Raw genomic sequence first — 17728 nt, 5'->3', positions numbered from 1 at the left:
CAACTGTCAACTGTCAACTGTCAACTGTCAACTGTCAACTGTCAACTGTCAACTGAAAAGTTCAATCGATGAACTTGACGCGCCCAATTTGGATGTAATCAAATATGCGATTGATTTGATGTCGCTCCTCTTCGGAAAGTTTATCATCGCACAGGATAGCAGAAGTTAAAACTAAATGTTCCCTGCGAGCAATCTTGCCAGACGCTACGATCCGATCGACCATTTGATAGATTGTTAAGCTCGATTTGTTTTGAGATGTTCGCATTTATTCGATCGCATTTATGTCAGAATAATTAAAGTCGATTGCAGCAATTCACCTGGAAATCGTGCATACCATACCACAAACATACCACAAATGTATTTGTGGAACAGCATCAATAATGTATCAGACTTTTACTCCTAAAGATAGATGTGCAGAATTAATAATTCGGCCTTCTGTGTTGGGATAACTCTGATACCGATCGAATTCTATAATAGTTTTCCCAAAGAGGCAGTTTTCTATGCAGGTTTATCGGCTTCCGGTACTGTCGGACAATTACATTTTCTTGCTCCACGACCCCGATCGGCATACAGCAGCAGTCGTCGATCCAGCCGTCGCAGAACCGGTCTTGCAGCAACTGATCTCGCTCAAAGCCGAATTAACAGCAATTTTTAACACGCACCACCACAGCGATCACGTAGGCGGCAACCAGCAACTGATCGATCGCTTCCCCCAACTTACAGTTTACGGCGGCGCCGAAGACCGAGGCAGAATTCCGGGACAGCAAGTCTTTTTGCAAGCGGGCGAGATCGTTGAATTTGGCGATCGCACTGCCTCCATCTTCTTCCTACCCGGTCACACAAAAGCCCACATAGCCTACTATTTTGCGCCCAGCAAACCAGGGGAAAGCGGCGAATTGTTCTGCGGGGACACTTTATTTGCTGGAGGCTGTGGCAGAATGTTTGAAGGCACTCCAGCTCAAATGCTAGCGTCCCTCGCGCAACTGCGAAACTTGCCGGACAATACCAGAGTTTGGTGCGCCCACGAATACACGCTGAAAAACTTGCAATTCGCCATTACCGCAGATCCCGACAATCTTGAGTTACAGCAGCGCTTGATAGCAGTCCAAGAGGCCCGCAGGCGATCGCAACCTACCATACCATCATCGATCGGCATCGAGAAAAGCACAAACCCCTTTTTGCGCTGGGATTTTCCCAACCTCCAACAATTCGTCAACACCCGCGATCCAGTCCAAACCTTCGCTCGATTGCGCGGCATGAAAGACCGATTTTGACATTATTTTCCCCAAAATAATGCAACAGCAGGCAAACTCCAAACCATTATGCAGCAAGTCATTCTCAGTCGAAAATCTCAAACCTAAAATCTAAAATGGTATTACCTTAACGTCTTTTGTTATTGACGTAACTCTTAAACTTGATTGTCGGTTCCCTCAACCATGGGTCAAATCTTTTGAATTTTAGCTTTAAGCTCGACAGCCAGTTCACATTCTGTTTGACTTTGACCAGTTCGTCCTTAAACGGTGTCTGAGACAACATATCCAGCCATAATTGATTCGGAGCAGAAGTTTCCCATGGTTTCGGTTTGGACATAAAGTGCATAATTTTAGTTGACATATCATCCGTATTGGGGTTGTTCCAGATTCGATCTAATTGCTTCCACCTGCGGGCTAAAACAAAATTTAATGCACCCTGATCGTGATCGCCCCAAAGCTTGGATCGGGCGTTTTCCAGCAACTTCTCCGAGAGTTGCTCTTGCTCCCAAAGCTTCATGTTGTAAACTAAAACACCAGCATTGAAATAAGGGTTTCGATCTTGAGAGTTGTTGGGATTTCCCCAGACGTTAGTTGCGACTGCGATCGGCATAGATTCTAAATCTAGATCCCACAGTGGCTCTAGGCTTCCGAGTACGATCGTATCGACATCGAGCCAAATCAGCCTTTCTGTTTCCTGGGTATACTTTCCCGGTTCCAATCTAATGTAACTAAGTTTTGAACCATACAGTGAAAGCAGTTCGCCGTAATTAGATTGCAATTCCTGCCATGCAATCGGGTATTTGCAGCAATTCTGTAATTGTTGCTTGGACTGTCCATCTATCCCGACAGATACAATACTAATTTTTACGTTTGTTGCAGCGGATTTGCTAACATTGATATCTATAGACTTGAGCAGTGCTGCTAACCCGAGAATGTAGTTGCGATCGCTGGCTATGAAGATGTGCATCGGATTAAGTGTGTGAAATGAACGGAAGTTAAAGGCGCACTGTCAAACCTCACAAAAACTCTCGCACAGGAGGAAGCAGACGGCTCTATATACGCATAAATTCGTTAGCGTTAGCGAAGCGATCAAACGGAAAGCGATCAAATAGAAAGCTTGCAGCTATTGGAACACCTATTGATGCTTGAGACAAACATGGGAAATCCCAATTTGGCGATCGGCTTCGATCGATAAACCGAGTTTCTAGTTACCTGTGCGCCGGACGATCGAAAGAGCCCGGAGTAACGAGAAACAGCAGTTAGTAATAATATACACCAGCCATGAAAACTACTGACGAGACTGACCTCCGATGGGAAACATCCAGAAAATTGCCACCTCACCCGTGCTGAATTTAGCCACTGGTTAAGACGTGGAACTCTGGTATAAAATAAATATTCTAGAGAGCGACCTTCCTATATCACAATCGACATCCTTGTGAGGTTTGAATTGTTATACCAATTTTTTATGAGGCTGCTCCCGAATCCGATCGCCCTGGCGCCCCTCTGGTGGGAGGCTACCGTGTACACACAAGTCGAGTTGGAAATCAAATGACCCAAAAAAACGGAAATTTATTTTTTTAATCCTTGATTTCCCGTCAACTATTATCAATAATTTAAAATTATTGATAATAAGCTCGATCGCGTAAAAACCTTGCCTACTAAGGGTTGTGTCAGACACAGCCAGGTTTGTAGGAGTTGTGTGTACGCGGTAGGGTGGGAGGGGGGACAAGATTCTTCTCTTTCGTCCCCGCAACGATGCGGGGGATGCGAGGGGGATCGAGATATATGCAACTTCACATTAAATTGGTATTACCATATTTAAAGTAAAAGTTCCTCAGAATTATTTGCTTATAATTAACGATCGCGATCGGCAAGAGCAAAATTAAAACGACCGTTGTTAGAAACCGATGCAAAATCCAAGCAATACTGAATCCCAACAGAAAATCGACCCGTCTGCTTCCACAAACTATAACAAAGCGATCGCCCAAGCGGCACCAGGGCAAACAGATGCAGGGATGGTTCTACAATTTGCAGACGGCAGCATTCAGGCTTCCAATTCTCGCGCTCAAGAGTTGTTGGGGATCACAGCAGAACAAATGCAGGGTAACACTTCCATCAACTGTCCGTGGCAGACTGTGCGTGAAGATGGCTCGGATTTTCCCGGTGAAATGCACCCGGCGATGGTGGCGCTGCAAACCGGACAACCCTGCTGCAATGTCATCATGGGCTTCTATCAGCCGCAGGGAGAATTGATTTGGTTGAAGATCGATTCTCAACCTTTATTTCAAGCAGATCGATCGACTCCCTACGCCGTAGTTACAACTTTCACCGAAATTGGTCAACCTGAGCCAGCATTCGTCACTGAGGTGCCCGCCCAACAACTTTCAGACACCCTCGAAAGTATGGACGACGGCTTCTTTGCTTTGGATCGAGACTGGCGGTTTACCTACGTTAATTCTCAAGCGGCGCGGTGGATAAATCGAACCCCGGCAGATTTGATCGGTAACAGCGTTTGGGAAGAGTTTCCCGAATCTGCCGGCAGTTTGTTCGAGCAGGAATATCGCCGCTGCGCCACAGAGCAAGTTACAGTTAGTTTTGAATCTTTTTATGGGCCGCTGAATGCTTGGTATGCGGTACGAGCTTATCCGATCGCCTCGGGAATTGCCGTTTATTTTCAAGATGTGACCGACCAGAAAGCCGATCGGGCTGCTTTTATTAAACAAGCACAAACGGCGCACCAACAACTCGCAGAAATCGAGGCAATTTATGCTAGCGCGCCCATCGGACTTTGCTTTATCGATACCGACTTGCGATTTGTCCGCATCAACTCGCGCCTCGCAGAAGTTAACGGAGTCCCAGCCGCCGCCCACATCGGCAAAACATTGCGCGAAATCTTACCACAACAAGCAGATGATTTAGAGCCGCTTTACCGAGAAGTTATCGCCACTAAAGTTCCCCTCGAACAGCTCGAAATTCACGGCACGAATGCAGCGCAGCCGGGAGTAGAAGGCACTTGGCTGTTGAGTCTCTATCCGCTGACATCCGAGGACGATCGCGTGCTGGGCGTGAATGTGACGGTGCACGAAATTACCGATCGCAAAGCTCGCAAAAAAGAAATTCAACGGCTCAACCAAGAACTAGAGTGGCGAGTTAATGAACTGCAATTAATCCTTGATGCTGTACCCGTCGGGATTGCGATCGCCCGCGACGCTCAGTGTCATGTAATTCGCACTAACAAGTTTGCTCAGTCGATGCTAACAGTGCAACCGGATGCCAATGTTTCTGCAAGCGGAGACGAAGCCGCACTGCTTCCATTCAAACTATTTAGCAACGGCCAGGAAATCGGGCCAGCAGAGCTCCCAATGCAGCGGGCTGCGGCTTCGGGCGCCCCCGTGCGAGATGCAGAATTTCAAATGGTGCGATCGGACGGGGAGACGTTTGATTGGTTGATGAATGCGGTGCCGTTATTTGACGAGCAGGGCGCAGTCTGCGGCTGTGTATCGGCGTTTGTGGATATTAGCGATCGCAAACAAGTAGAAGCAGCTTTGCGCGACTCTGAGGAACGCTACCGCACTTTGTTTGAGTCCCTAGACGAAGGCTTTTGCGCGATCGAAATGCTGTTTGACGACAACCAAAAGCCGATCGATTACCGCTTTTTGGAAGTCAATCCCGCCTTTGAGAAACAAACCGGACTCCTACAAGCTGTCGGTAAAACTGCACGCGAACTCGTTCCAGAACTCGAAAATTATTGGTTCGATATCTACGGCAAAGTTGCACAGACAGGCGAACCAGTGCGCTTTGAGCAGGGTTCGGATGCCATGAACCGCTGGTTTGAGATTTCCGCGTTTCACACTGCTGAGCCGCCGAGCCACAAAGTCGCCGTGCTTTTCAAAGACATCAGCGATCGCAAACAGGCGGAAAATCTGCTGCGGCAACAGTCAGAGCAACTGCGGCTGTTCGTGAAACATTCGCCTGCGGGGGTGGCGATGTTTGACCGCCAGATGCGGTATATGCTGGTGAGCGATCGCTGGCTGACAAGTTACGGGCTGGGCGCTCAAAACATTGTAGGTCGATCGCACTACGACATCTTTCCCGAATTGCCCGATCGTTGGAAACAAATCCACCAGCGCTGTCTGGCGGGAGCCGTCGAAATGTCCCCTGAAGAGGCGTTTCCCCGCGCTGATGGCTCGATCGACTGGGTGCGCTGGGAAATTCACCCTTGGCCAACCAACACCGGTGAAATTGGCGGGATCATCATTTTTTCGGAAGTAATCACCGATCGCAAAAACGCTGAACTGGCGCTCTCTGCGGCCTCCCAGCAAGTTAGCAGTATTTTAGAAAGTATTACGGATGCCTTTATGGCGATCGATGCACAATGGCGCTATACCTATGTTAATGCCGCTGCTGAAAAACTGACGCAGCGATCGAGAAACGACTTGTTAGGTCGATCGATCTGGGAGCTATTTCCCGCCGAGCGAGAATCCAATTCATTGGTATATCAAGAATTTCATCGGGTTGTTTTCGAGCAAGTTTCTGTGAAGTTTGAAGAGTTTTCGCCGTCGCTTCAAATGTATATAGAAGTCAGCGCCTATCCAGCAGCCGATGGATTTACGGCTTATTGGAGCGATATTAGCGATCGCAAACGCACAGAAGAAGAACTGCGACAAAAAAATGCAATTTTGAATGCGATTAACGAGTCAGCACCGACGCCTATTTTTGTCAAAGATCGACAAGGATGTATTATTTATGCCAATCCAGCCACCCTAGAGGCGCTGGGAAGACCTGCTGCTGAAGTAATTGGGCGGCGCGATCGCGATTTATATGCAGTACCAGAACTGGGAGCGATCGTCAGCGCTAACGATCGCCGAATTATGGAATCCGGTCAAACAGAAATCGTCGAAGAATCTCCCGATGGTATTCACACATTTCTGGGAACAAAAGCTCCTTACCGCAATGAAGCCGGAGAAGTCATCGGCTTAATTGGCATTTCCAACGACATCACAAATCGCAAGCGAGCCGAAGTCGCGCTGCAAGAACAAACGAAGTTACTGCAAGTAATTATAGACAGCATTGGCGACGGTTTAATTCTCGCCAACCAACAAGGCGAATTTGTGCTGTTTAACCGCGCCGCAGTCAAAATGTTCGGTCAACTAACCAATGAAAAATCCTCTCAGGAATGGTCGAGCAGCTACGGACTATTTTTGGCAGACCAAAAAACTCTTTTTCCCGAGGATGAACTACCTCTAACCAGAGCAATCAAAGGTGAATATGTCAATGATGTAGCGATATTTGTCCGCCGCCAAGATTGCGAAGGTCGCTGGATCAGTATCAGCGGTTATCCGGTAGTTGATGCTAGCAGAGAAATCACAGGCGGAGTGATTGTCTGTCGCGATATCACAGAACGCAAACAAGCAGAAGCCACGCTGCTTGAGAGCGAACAGCGATTCCGCAATATGGCGAACAACGCTCCGTTTATGGTCTGGGTAACAGACTCCACAGGTTACTGCACTTTCTTGAGCGAAAGCTGGTATGAATTCACAGGTCAAACTGAGGAAACAGGTTTGGGATTTGGTTGGGTAAACGCGGTGCATCCAGAAGACAGGCAACAGGCGAGTAACGCATTTTTGAGAGCCCACGAACGCCAGGAACCTTACAGCATGGAATTTCGCTTGGAGCGCAAAGATGGCGGATATTCTTGGGCGCTGGATGCGGCTGCTCCCCGATTTACCGAAAGCGGACAATTTGAGGGTTATATCGGTTCTGCGATCGACATTACAGAGCGCAAACAAGTGGAAACCGAGCGCGATCTGGTTCTGCAATTGGAACAAACGGCGCGCGCGGAAGCCGAGCGAGCTAACCGGATTAAAGATGAGTTTTTGGCGGTGCTTTCTCACGAGTTGCGATCGCCCTTGAATCCGATTTTAGGCTGGTCGCAACTGCTGATCGCAGGCAAACTGACCGCGGCTAAAACCGCCCAGGCCTTCGAGACGATCGAGCGCAACGCCCGACTGCAATCTCAATTAATCGAAGACTTGCTAGACGTGTCTCGGATTCTGCAAGGAAAACTCAGATTGAATGTTGCTCCGGTGAATATCGCCACCATTATCTTGTCTGCTTTGGAAACCGTGCAATTAGCAGCCGAAGCTAAAAAGATTCAAATTCAAACAATCTTAAATCCAGATATCGGAATCGTTCTCGGCGATACAGGTCGCTTGCAGCAAATTATGTGGAATTTGTTATCGAACGCGGTGAAATTCACGCCAGAAGGCGGTCGAGTAGAAGTTAAATTAGCGCAAATCGCACGCGAAGTTGAAATTCAAGTTTCAGACACGGGTAAAGGCATTATTCCCGATTTTTTGCCCTATGTTTTTGAGCATTTCCGACAAGAAGACGGCGCCACAACTCGCAAATTTGGCGGCTTGGGATTGGGATTGGCGATCGTCCGCCAACTGATCGAACTTCACGGCGGAAGGGTGTTTGCAGAAAGCCGCGGAGAAGGTCAAGGAGCGACGTTTACGGTGAGATTGCCCCTATTAAATGATGCTTCTAGAACCCAGGAGGAGACAGCACGTCATTCATCTGAGAGTGCCGATATTTCATCTTTGCCGCTCGCTGGATTGAGAATTTTGGTAGTAGATGATGAGCCGGACTCGCGCGATTTTGTCGCCTTCGTGCTACAGGACGCGGGTGCAGAGGTGATTTCGGTGTCATCTGCTGCTGAGGCGTTGCTGTCGATCGCCCAAACTCCACCAGATTTGCTCGTCAGCGACATCGGAATGCCCGAGATGGACGGCTATATGCTGATCCGTCACATCCGCACTCAGCTTGGGGCACAGGGTCGGGAGTTGGTGGCGATCGCCCTAACAGCCTATGCTGGAGAAGGGAATGAGCGCCAAGTTTTGCAAGCCGGATTTGACAAACACTTATCTAAGCCGATCGATCCGAGTGAGTTAGTTGCTACGGTAGCGCGCGCGATCGATCCAAAGCTAAAAAACCCGTAACAGGTTTGTAGTAAGGACTTCAGTCCTTCTTAAATCTAGGTTCGCAGTAAGGACTTCAGTCCTCTCCGAGTGCTGTACCACCTTGGCTTTAGACGGATAAACCCACCAAAAAGGATATCTCATCCTTATTCCCTCAACACCGAATCTATTGAATCCGTTACATCCGTTACATCCGCTACAAAATCCGTTGCCGAACTTCCTTCGCTCTTGCGATCGCCCCTAAAACTTCGCTATTATAGAAAGTTGCAGTTAAAACCCCACAATCAACGATCATGGCCAAGCGCGTTCAATTAGTTTTAAACAAAGATGTCAGCAAACTCGGCAAAGCTGGCGACGTAGTAGAAGTAGCCCCAGGCTACGCCCGCAACTACCTAGTACCCCAAGGAATGGGATTTAAAGCCACTCCCGGCATTCTCAAGCAAGCAGCCCGCCGCAGAGAAGAAGAAAGACTGCGCCAGCTAGAACTCAAGCAGCAAGCCGAAGTCCGCAAAACCGCCCTGGAAGCAGCCGGGCCTTTCATCATCTCCAAGCAAGTCGGCGAAGGAGACGCGATTTTTGGTACAGTCACCAACCAAGAAGTAGCAGAGCTGATTTTCAACTCTACCAGTCAAGAAGTCGATCGGCGCGGCATCACCCTACCCGAAATTCGCGGCACTGGTACATACAAAGCTGAAATCAAACTTCACGCAGAAGTTACCGCCGAAGTTAATATTCAAGTTGTGCCGATGTAATAGTAGTTGGTAATTGGGCATTGGGCATTGGCTTGTGCAGGGCATTGGGCATGAAAACACTGGTCAAAAGTTTTTTTAATAACCAATAACCAATAACCAATAACCAATAACCAATAACCAATGACTGAGGACTATTGACTAATGAGCGATTTGATGCCGACAAACATAGAGGCAGAGGAAGCAATTTTGGGCGGGATTTTAATCGACCCCGAAGCTATTTCGCGAATTGCTGAAATCTTGCGTCCCGAGTTTTTTGCCATCACCGCTCATCAAGTCATTTATCGATCGGCATTAGGGCTATTTTTGCAGGGTCAACCCACCGATTTAATGACCGTAACGACTTGGCTGACCGATCGCAACCAGTTAGAACAAGTCGGAGGATTAACTAAATTAGCACAATTAGTCGATCGCACAGTTTCAGCAGTCAACATCGACCAATATGCAGTTTTAGTCGAAGACAAATATCAGCGCCGCCGATTGATCGAAGCGGGCAACAACATAGTACAATTAGGTTACGAGACAGCAGCGCCACTAGAAACAGTCTTAGACCGCGCCGAACAAGAAGTTTTTGGCATCACTCAAGACCGCCCGCAACAAGATTTAGTATCCATCGGCGAAACCCTAAACCAAACATTTCAAGACCTAGAAAATCGCAATGAAGGCCTCACACTTCCCGGTATTCCGTGCGGTTTTTATGATTTAGATGCGATGACAGGCGGCTTTCAGCGATCGGATTTAATCATCGTTGCTGGGAGGCCGGCAATGGGCAAGTGCGAAGCGAGCTCTACCATAACGACACTAAGCGATGGAAGCCTTGTTACCATTGAAGAAATCTATCAAAAACGTCAAGCTGAATTACTAACTTTAGGAGAAGATTGGAAGTTTCATCTAACTAGACCATCTGCTTTTATAGATGATGGAATTAAGCCTGTATTTCGCGTCACAACAAGACTCGGACGGTTTATAGAAACTACAATTACCCACCCATTTTTAACGATTAAGGGATGGCGACAGTTGGCGGAGATAGAAGCAGGCGATAAAATTGCTGTCCCCCGCAGGATGAATATTTTTGGTAAAGAAACCATCCGCGACTGTGAAGTTAAATTATTGGCTTATCTCATTGGTGACGGTTGTTTGACACTCAGCGCGCCGCACTTCACCAATGGAAATACTGCTATACTAAAAGACTTTGCCGAAGCTGCTAGTAGCTTCGGAGGTCTTAAATTGCGCTTCAACGATCGAGGGAGACGCGCACCCGAGTATTATGTTATGGGCGATAGAGACAGTTACAAAGACAAAATATCTTTCTTTGGTCTGAATTTGCAAAAAGTCCTTAAAGAACAACATTTGTATGTTAAAGAATTTGCTAAAATCTTGAAGGTTTCACCCGATTTGGCCTCGAATTGGGTGCTAGGATTGGCATTCCCAAAGCAAGAATTATTTAGTCGCATCTGTGAAACTTTAGATGTCGATCCAAAACAACTAGCCGGGCGAGGGATGGAGGCTATTAATACCCTGCATAAAAACCCGCTGAGATACTGGTTAGAAGAATTAGGTCTGATGGGGAAAAATGCTCACCAGAAAACAGTACCGGATATAGTTTTTAAATTGGAACGATCGCAAGTTGCCCTTTTCCTCAACCGTCTCTTTTCCACTGATGGGTGGGCTACCCTACTTACCAGCGGTCAATCTCAACTAGGCTACTGTTCTGTTAGCGAAGGACTAGCTAGACACGTACAGCATTTACTACTGAGATTTGGCATCATTGCCGCCCTCAAAAAGCGCTCTGTCAAATACAAAAATACTCGCAGACCAGCTTGGCAAATCGATATTACTGATGCTATATCTATCAAAATATTTATATCAGAGATTGGAATTTTTGGCAAAGAGGCAGCATTATTCAAAGTAAAAGAAGCATTAGAAAATAAAATATCTCACAATAACCGCGATTTAATTCCTGTCGAGGTTTGGGAATATTTAGCCTTAGCAAAAGGCAACGAATCTTGGGTATCTTTAGCAAAACGCGCAGGCATCAAAGGTTATTCAAATATCCATGTTGGTAAACGCGCGCTGTCCAGGCAAAGACTTTTGGTTTTAGCAACAGCTTTAAATAATTCGTGGCTGAAACAACTGGCAGATAGCGAGGTTTACTGGGATGAAATAGTTTCGATCGAACCGATGGGAAACAAGCAAGTCTATGACTTAACTATCCCGGAGACACACAATTTTGTTGCTAATGATATCTGCGTTCACAATACAGCCTTTTGTACCAACATCGCCCACCATATCGCCACTGGACAGCAAAAATTGCCGGTTGCCGTTTTTAGCTTGGAAATGTCCAAAGAACAGCTAGTGCAGCGTATTCTGTCCAGTGAAGCCAAAATAGAAAGTAATAGGTTGCGATCGGGCAGAATCAGCCAAAACGAATGGGAACCGATCAGTACAGCCATTGGTAACTTATCAGAACTACCACTGTTTATTGATGATACTCCCAATATTACCGTGATGGAGATTCGATCGAAAGCCCGCCGCCTGCAAGCAGAACAAGGCGGATCTCTCGGATTAATCTTGCTAGATTACCTGCAATTAATGGAAGGTAGCAGCGACAACCGCGTGCAAGAATTATCTCGAATTACTAGAGGTCTTAAAGGTTTAGCGCGGGAACTCAACGTGCCGATTATTGCTTTGTCTCAGTTGAGTCGAAGTGTGGAAGCGAGGACAAATAAGCGGCCGATGATGTCGGATTTACGGGAATGTGTTACTGGTGATACGCCCGTGCTGTTAGCGGATGGTCGCCGAGTTCCAATTCGCGACTTAGTGGGACAAGAGCCAATGGTATTGGCGATGAATCATCTAGAAAAGATTGCGGTGGCGAAAAGTGACAAGGTTTGGCGAGTAGGAGTCAAGCCTGTCTTTATCCTTAAGTTAGCCAGTGGCAGAACCCTCAAGGCTACGGCTCAACATCGAATCTACACTCTTCAAGGTTGGCAAGAGTTAAAGTCGCTTCAGGTGGGAAGTCGGGTGGCGATCGCCAGATTTATTCCTGAGCCTCAGAAGCCAATTAACTCGAAGGAACATCAAATTTCTTTGCTAGCTCACTTGATGGGAGATGGTAGCTATCTGATTGGTTCCGCAGGCTGCAAAGTAGCAGATGCTGGGCGATTGAAGATGAGACTTGCTGGAAAGGTGGCTAATCCTAACCGAGATACTTTGCCTAAAGAAGTATTTCAGACTATTCGTGAGCGTATGCGGGAATGTAATGTCACAACACGCCAGATGTCTAAACTGAGAGAAACAGCCTGCGGTGGTTCTTCCCACTTCAGTTTTGCTCCTTCACGAGAAACGGTTTTAGATTATGGCAAACTTCTGGATAGTGATGCCTTGGTTAAAAAAGCATCTTCTGACTTGTTCTGGGATGAAGTGATTAATATCTCAGCAGCGGGAGAAGAAGAAGTCTTTGACTTGACTGTTCCTGGTGTCGAATCTTGGTTAGCTGATGGCATTGTCAGTCATAACTCTGGATCGATTGAACAAGACGCCGATTTAGTAATTATGTTGTACCGCGATGAATATTATAACCCGGATTCGCCCGATCGCGGAATTGCCGAAGTCATTATCACCAAACACAGAAACGGCCCCACAGGCATCATCAAACTATTATTTGACGCTCAATATACCTCGTTCCGCAATTTAGCATCTCCGAAGCGCTCTTAAGAAGGAAGAAGTCCGATGGAAGTCGGAAGAAGGAAGAAGGAAGAAGGAACACACAGCAAGCTTGAGTGCGATCGATATTTTACATTTAATTAGGTCAATTTACTTAAATCAACCAGGATTTACACAGAAACCCGGTTTCTGAAAAAAACCGGGTTTCTAAATATCGCCAAAGTTTTAAATTTAATTAGGTTGAGCTACCTAGCCAGCGATTTTCAATAATTCCACATCAAAAATCAGCGTAGCATTAGGAGGAATCACCCCGCCCGCACCACGAGCACCATAACCTAATTCAGGGGGAATAATCAACTTGCGGCGTTCTCCAACTTTCATTGTACCGACACCTTCATCCCAACCCTTAATTACTTGACCGACGCCAATATCAAACTGAAAAGGAGAATTGCGATCGCGCGAACTATCAAACTTCGTGCCATCCTCCAGAGTGCCAGTGTAGTGCACCACAACAGTCTGACCGGTTTTTGGAGTCGCCCCATCACCTTCTTTCAATTCAACATATTTCAGACCTGAATCTGTGGTGACAGTTTTCTCAGTATTATCAGTCATGTTATTGCCAGCGATAGTAGCTGGTTCCTTCGGTAAATTAGCATCAGCTACTAGCAAGCTATCTTCAGTGAAAGACTTCGCTGAAAGTATCTCCAGCGCCACATCGGTTAAAGGATTATTCACTTCGGAGGCAACTGCTGTAGGTACATAGCCGCTCATTTGAGCGACTATCAAAAACACAAAGCAAACCAGCATTACGCCCAAGCTGACCAGAATTCCTCGCAAAATTAATCCTCCTGATACTTTTAACCGCGATATCTCAGATATCCAAGATATCTAGTACAACAAGAACCACAAAATTTTATCTGAACTTTTGGGCCCAAAAATGGCGGGTGCCAGTTAATTTGAAAGGCCAAATTATCAAGTCAGAATGTTGGTAATTTTACCTTCTGCTTTCTTGAGCCTTCTGCCTTCGGGTGACAATCTTATCACAAGATAGGAGCGAACCACGATCGCCCTCAGCGCCAGTTACGGTTTTCCAAATCTCGCATCTGACGTTCGAGACGATCGAGCCTTCCCCGCAACTCATCCATTTCGGACTGTCGGGGAACGCCCATATCTTGCAGCATATTCCGCAGTTGGCGCTGCAACTGGGTATCCCAATTTCCCTGTTCAGACTTGAGATGTTCAGTCACGTCATCGACAAAGGTTTTGGCTTGTTCGGGATTGATTTTGCCATCTTTGACCCATTGCTCGCTGGCTTCCTGCAATTTCTCGGCCACCAAGGAGGTAGTACCAATGCCCAGCATTACCAGTTGTTTGAGTAAGTTGCTATTGTTATCCATAGATTTTTCCTACTGTTTTCCCCAAAATACCCGATCGGCTCAGGTCGCCTGCGGTCGCTGCGAAACCCTTTGTACAATTTTAGTTACATCAGCACTGACCTACCTTTCTATTTTGGAGCATCCAGCAGCCTGCTGGCGAGTTTAACCCGCCAAAGGACGTTCGGAAAACCCGCTCTTCGTACCATCCCGACCAAATTAACCAATCACCCTGCTGTCAAATGCCTGAGTGTCCCCGCTGTCACCAACCTGTAGACTCCCGAGCGATCGCCTGCGCGCACTGCAAAACCCCTCTCAAAGCTTTCGGTCATCCGGGTATCCCGCTTTATCGATCGGCACCCGCAGAATTTCTGTGCGCTACCTGTACTTACCACGAAGACGACACCTGCAACTACCCGCAGCGTCCCTTCGCCAAAGAATGCACGCTATATCACGACAAAGCCCAGCCGCTTGTACCGCAGACGAGCCGTTACATCAGCGGCGGCTGGCCCCAATCGATCAAAAATTGGTGTCAGCAGAATCTCGTTTGTTTGGCTTTATTTGGTTTAATTATTATTAGCATTGCCCTGTCACTTTGAACAGCTTTTACCAACTATAAAATAGATATATCATCCAAAGATAGGCAACTATTTTATAGCTCTGGCTCGCTCAAAAATATTGCAGCTACCGCTCCAATCTACAAGCCAGAGATTGGAGCGGGAACACCTGTGTTTTGCAAAAAGCATTTTTTATTTACTACCACAGCAAAACACAGGTGCTTCGGGTTAAGCGGAGCCGGGACGATCGCACTGGAACACCTTTCAACTTATTTCGGTTCGTGACTCGCAATCCGCTTGCCATCACCATCGTAAACCTGCATCGGAATTTTCGCATTTTCGGCGATCGCCTCCAAGGCCTTTTGCAAAGTTTGAACGTGATTTTCCACAGCTTGGCGAGTCTTCACGGCATTGTTGTTATTTGCTTGAATGAAAGTTTGTTGCAACTTCTGCACGTAATCAGGAGTCATCTGCACCGCAATCAAACCGTTGCTAACAGTATAGTCGCAAATCTTTGGTTGACCTTTGCAAGTTCTATCTAAATCCGTGCGCGCTTTTTGCAGATTTCTTTCTTCCCGCAGCTTCAATTCTGCTTGCTGCAAAGATGTTTTGTAGGAATCGATCAGCGGTTTCGCTTTCTGGGAATAAGTAGTAGCCGCCGGAACTTGCTCAGCGTAACTCAAAGCTCTCCGCCAGTATTCCGATGCTTTAAACCAGCCGTTTTTGCCTTCAGAAATTTGAGCTTGGGCTGCTAAAGTCACAGCTTGAGTATAGGCATTTTCCGAAATCCCTTCAACATTTCTGCGCTCGCGAGCTTGTGAAAGTTTAGTTTCGTATTTGGGAACTAGAAGTCTACCTAGTTGATAAGATTGCGTATTGCTGGGAATTTCAGATAGCGTGGCGATCGCTTTTTCCCAACCTGCTTCCACTCCAGCCCAAGTCTCGGCTGTCTGAGCTACTGCTTCCCGAGCTTCTGCTATTTGGGCTGTGCTTTTGGCTTCGAGCAAGGTTTTTTGGGCTTGTTTTTCTGTGCCTAATTGCCGATTTCCAGTTGCTAAATTCTTGCGGTATTCCTTCGCCTTTCTTTGAGCGTAGGGATAAACCGGGCTGTTTTGGGGAATTTCTCGGAGTTGGGCGATCGCGCTTTGCCACAGAGCTTGTGCTTCCTGCGCGTTCTGGGCAGAAACAGGGGGATTTTGGGTTCTTTGGGCTGCTGATTGTGCCAGACCCGCTGCATCGATCGCAGAATTTAAATTCTGATTTTGCTGGCGGTAGTTTTCCAAGTCGGTTTGAGCTTCACCGCGATGAATTGACCAAGAAGGAATCGGTTCTAAAAGGGCGATCGCAGCTTTTAACTGTTCTTGCGCTTGGACGGGACTGTTAGCAACTTTTGAAGTTTTCAGAGTCTGCACCGAATTATCGCTCAACTGTTTGGCATTAGCTAGCGCAGTGCATTCTCCGATGACGCAGGGACGGCTTAGCAAGTAAAAACCGCCTGCAAAAACTACCGCAGTCAGGCTGAATATTCCTGCGGCGGCCAGCATTGCAAACGGTGAATATTTGGGTTTTTCGGCAACGTTTATCGGTTCCATATCCAGTACATCGAAGGGATTGTCTTCGATGTCTGGGGGGATGGCACTTACCTGAAAGGGTCTGGCACCGCCATCGCCCGAACTCTCAGAAAAATCGGGGAAATATTCATCTACCCCCGCAGTTTCAACATCTGTTTTTAACGGTGTCTCCTCCACTGCATCCGCGGTATTTTCTGCTAGCACCATTGCAGTTTCTGCTGCGGGTATTTCCTCGGTTTTTTTACGTATTTCTGCGACTGTTCTAGGTCTTGACAAAACCGGGTTGTGCATGGTAAAAGAATGAAAAGCATAAGGCTGATTTTGCCCTGTGATTTTCAGGCAAAGTCCGATCTGTTGAATAGCTTCCGGTTCTATTTCCAGAATCGCCGCTTCTAGCACTGTAAAAGTCGGTTTAGCTTTCAGAACTAAATTGCGCGGGTGTTCTCCCACAACCGTTAAAGAATCTTCTCTCAAATCGCAACTGATATAAAGCGGCAAATCTTTAAAGCCGGCTGCTTGCAAGTATTTATGCAACTTTAATTCTAGGATTTGTGCCTTGCTTTGTCGCGCTGCTACTGTCATGTTTTTTCCTCTGTCTACTCTCACCACTAGAAAATTTAGCTTTCGGAAAGAGCGAAGTTGCCAAATATTCGCTCTTTCCAATTTGTTCTTTGAACTTGTACAGATTCATTCAAATCTTAGCTCTCAAATCTTAACTGTCAAATCTAAATTTGCAGCAGCTCTCCAAAACTTTCGCCATAATAAACTTGAGTCACATCAAAACGCCCGCCGTATTGTTTGAAAGGTTCCGCTGCATAACCGAGCGGGAGCAAACAGCAAACATCTACTTCAGCAGGAATTTGAAAGGCTTCTTTCACCTGATTGCTGACAAAACCTTCCATCGGACAACTGTCTACTCCAAAGCTTTTAGCTGCGATCATTAAATGAGCTACTGCCAGCATTGTATGTCTGTTTGTCCAAGTTTCTAGGGACTCGAAGCAAGAATGGTTCTCGAACATTTGCGGGATTGCTTGCCGCAGATAAGTCGCTAAATTGTCATTCATTCCGCCCACTGCTTTGCCCAATTCGATGACAGCTTCGGTGTTTTCGGGTTGGGTGGCGCGCCGATCGCCACAACAGATTAACACGATCGGGGCTTCTACCACTTGGCGCTGGTCGAAAGCGCAAGCTTTTAATTTTTCTTTGCTGGCTTGCTCTTTAAGTACGATAAACCGCCAAGGCTGCAAGTTATAACCAGAGGGCGATCGCACTCCCAACCGCAAAATCTCTGTCAGTATGGCTGGGGGAATCAGATCGGGTTTGAAACGGAGGGCGGCCCGGCGGCTTTCGATCGCGGTTTTAACATTAATTGAAGGTTGGATTTCAATTGTCATAAATGATTGGTTATTGGTTATTGGTTATGGGTTATTGGTTATGGGTTATTGGAAATTAGAACAACAAATAACAACTGCCAAATAACAACTGCTTTCGGAGTCAACTGTCAACTGTAAACTGCTTTCGGAGTCAACTGCTTTCGGAGTCAACTGTCAACTGTCAACTGTCAACTGTCAACTGTCAA

Annotated in this window: 11 protein-coding genes; 5 read left to right on the top strand and 6 right to left on the bottom strand. The window is 46.8% G+C overall.

The features are described from left to right. Positions 1 to 61: 61 nt before the first annotated feature. Positions 62 to 265 (bottom strand): hypothetical protein, encoded by a 204-nt coding sequence (locus tag QT974_RS14365; RefSeq protein WP_333469145.1) that lies wholly within the window; start codon positions 263 to 265, stop codon positions 62 to 64. 235 nt (positions 266 to 500) lie between these two features. Between QT974_RS14365 and gloB the strand changes: the two genes are divergently transcribed. After that, a complete protein-coding gene (gene gloB / locus QT974_RS14360; protein ID WP_333469144.1) occupies positions 501 to 1274 on the top strand; it encodes a hydroxyacylglutathione hydrolase in 774 nt (257 codons plus the stop codon). Between the two features lie 106 nt (positions 1275 to 1380). On the opposite strand, the gene QT974_RS14355 is transcribed toward gloB, so the two are convergent. Beyond that, positions 1381 to 2220, bottom strand: coding sequence for a glycosyltransferase family 8 protein (locus QT974_RS14355; protein WP_333469143.1), 840 nt, complete (start codon positions 2218 to 2220; stop codon positions 1381 to 1383). A 940-nt stretch (positions 2221 to 3160) separates the two neighbouring features. Between QT974_RS14355 and QT974_RS14350 the strand changes: the two genes are divergently transcribed. The 3 genes from QT974_RS14350 to dnaB all read left to right on the top strand — a co-directional run bounded on the left by QT974_RS14350 (position 3161) and on the right by dnaB (position 12699). Beyond that, positions 3161 to 8254: a PAS domain-containing protein gene (locus QT974_RS14350; RefSeq protein ID WP_333469142.1), complete on the top strand. Its 5094-nt coding sequence runs from the start codon at positions 3161 to 3163 to the stop codon at positions 8252 to 8254. 272 nt (positions 8255 to 8526) lie between these two features. After that, positions 8527 to 8985 carry a 50S ribosomal protein L9 gene (gene rplI / locus QT974_RS14345; protein WP_333469141.1) on the top strand — a complete coding sequence of 153 codons (459 nt, stop codon included), beginning with the start codon at positions 8527 to 8529 and terminating at the stop codon, positions 8983 to 8985. A 141-nt stretch (positions 8986 to 9126) separates the two neighbouring features. Beyond that, positions 9127 to 12699: a replicative DNA helicase gene (dnaB, locus tag QT974_RS14340; RefSeq protein WP_333469140.1), complete on the top strand. Its 3573-nt coding sequence runs from the start codon at positions 9127 to 9129 to the stop codon at positions 12697 to 12699. Between the two features lie 198 nt (positions 12700 to 12897). Here dnaB and QT974_RS14335 read toward each other — a convergent pair whose 3' ends face one another. Together QT974_RS14335 and QT974_RS14330 are read right to left on the bottom strand one after the other, a co-directional pair. Next, the gene (locus QT974_RS14335; protein ID WP_333469139.1) at positions 12898 to 13485 is read right to left on the bottom strand and encodes an FKBP-type peptidyl-prolyl cis-trans isomerase; all 588 of its coding nucleotides are present in this window, start codon (positions 13483 to 13485) and stop codon (positions 12898 to 12900) included. A gap of 233 nt (positions 13486 to 13718) precedes the next feature. Continuing rightward, a complete protein-coding gene (locus tag QT974_RS14330) occupies positions 13719 to 14045 on the bottom strand; it encodes a phasin family protein (protein ID WP_265235356.1) in 327 nt (108 codons plus the stop codon). A 218-nt stretch (positions 14046 to 14263) separates the two neighbouring features. On the opposite strand from QT974_RS14330, the gene QT974_RS14325 reads away from it, so the two are divergent. Then, positions 14264 to 14620 carry a zinc ribbon domain-containing protein gene (locus QT974_RS14325; RefSeq protein ID WP_333469138.1) on the top strand — a complete coding sequence of 119 codons (357 nt, stop codon included), beginning with the start codon at positions 14264 to 14266 and terminating at the stop codon, positions 14618 to 14620. A 227-nt stretch (positions 14621 to 14847) separates the two neighbouring features. Here QT974_RS14325 and QT974_RS14320 read toward each other — a convergent pair whose 3' ends face one another. Next, positions 14848 to 16731, bottom strand: coding sequence for a hypothetical protein (locus QT974_RS14320; RefSeq protein WP_333469137.1), 1884 nt, complete (start codon positions 16729 to 16731; stop codon positions 14848 to 14850). Positions 16732 to 16874: 143 nt separating this feature from the next. Continuing rightward, on the bottom strand, positions 16875 to 17543 hold the full coding sequence (locus tag QT974_RS14315; RefSeq protein WP_333469136.1) for a nitroreductase family protein: 669 nt from the start codon (positions 17541 to 17543) through the stop codon (positions 16875 to 16877). Positions 17544 to 17728: the final 185 nt, after the last annotated feature.

The sequence above is a fragment of the Microcoleus sp. BM001215392 genome (assembly GCF_036700185.1).
Classification (GTDB): Bacteria; Cyanobacteriota; Cyanobacteriia; order Cyanobacteriales; family Microcoleaceae; genus Microcoleus.
The sequence above is the reverse complement of the archived record's forward strand: the minus strand, read 5'-3'. Positions and strand labels throughout refer to the sequence as shown.

Excerpts from the sequence above, each read along its gene's own strand:
- QT974_RS14365 (WP_333469145.1), bottom strand. The coding sequence starts at position 265 with ATGCGAACATCTCAAAACAAATCGAGCTTAACAATCTATCAAATGGTC.
- gloB (WP_333469144.1), top strand. The coding sequence starts at position 501 with ATGCAGGTTTATCGGCTTCCGGTACTGTCGGACAATTACATTTTCTTG.
- rplI (WP_333469141.1), top strand. The coding sequence starts at position 8,527 with ATGGCCAAGCGCGTTCAATTAGTTTTAAACAAAGATGTCAGCAAACTC.
- QT974_RS14355 (WP_333469143.1), bottom strand. The coding sequence starts at position 2,220 with ATGCACATCTTCATAGCCAGCGATCGCAACTACATTCTCGGGTTAGCA.
- dnaB (WP_333469140.1), top strand. The coding sequence starts at position 9,127 with ATGAGCGATTTGATGCCGACAAACATAGAGGCAGAGGAAGCAATTTTG.
- QT974_RS14315 (WP_333469136.1), bottom strand. The coding sequence starts at position 17,543 with ATGACAATTGAAATCCAACCTTCAATTAATGTTAAAACCGCGATCGAA.
- QT974_RS14350 (WP_333469142.1), top strand. The coding sequence starts at position 3,161 with ATGCAAAATCCAAGCAATACTGAATCCCAACAGAAAATCGACCCGTCT.
- QT974_RS14325 (WP_333469138.1), top strand. The coding sequence starts at position 14,264 with ATGCCTGAGTGTCCCCGCTGTCACCAACCTGTAGACTCCCGAGCGATC.
- QT974_RS14320 (WP_333469137.1), bottom strand. The coding sequence starts at position 16,731 with ATGACAGTAGCAGCGCGACAAAGCAAGGCACAAATCCTAGAATTAAAG.
- QT974_RS14330 (WP_265235356.1), bottom strand. The coding sequence starts at position 14,045 with ATGGATAACAATAGCAACTTACTCAAACAACTGGTAATGCTGGGCATT.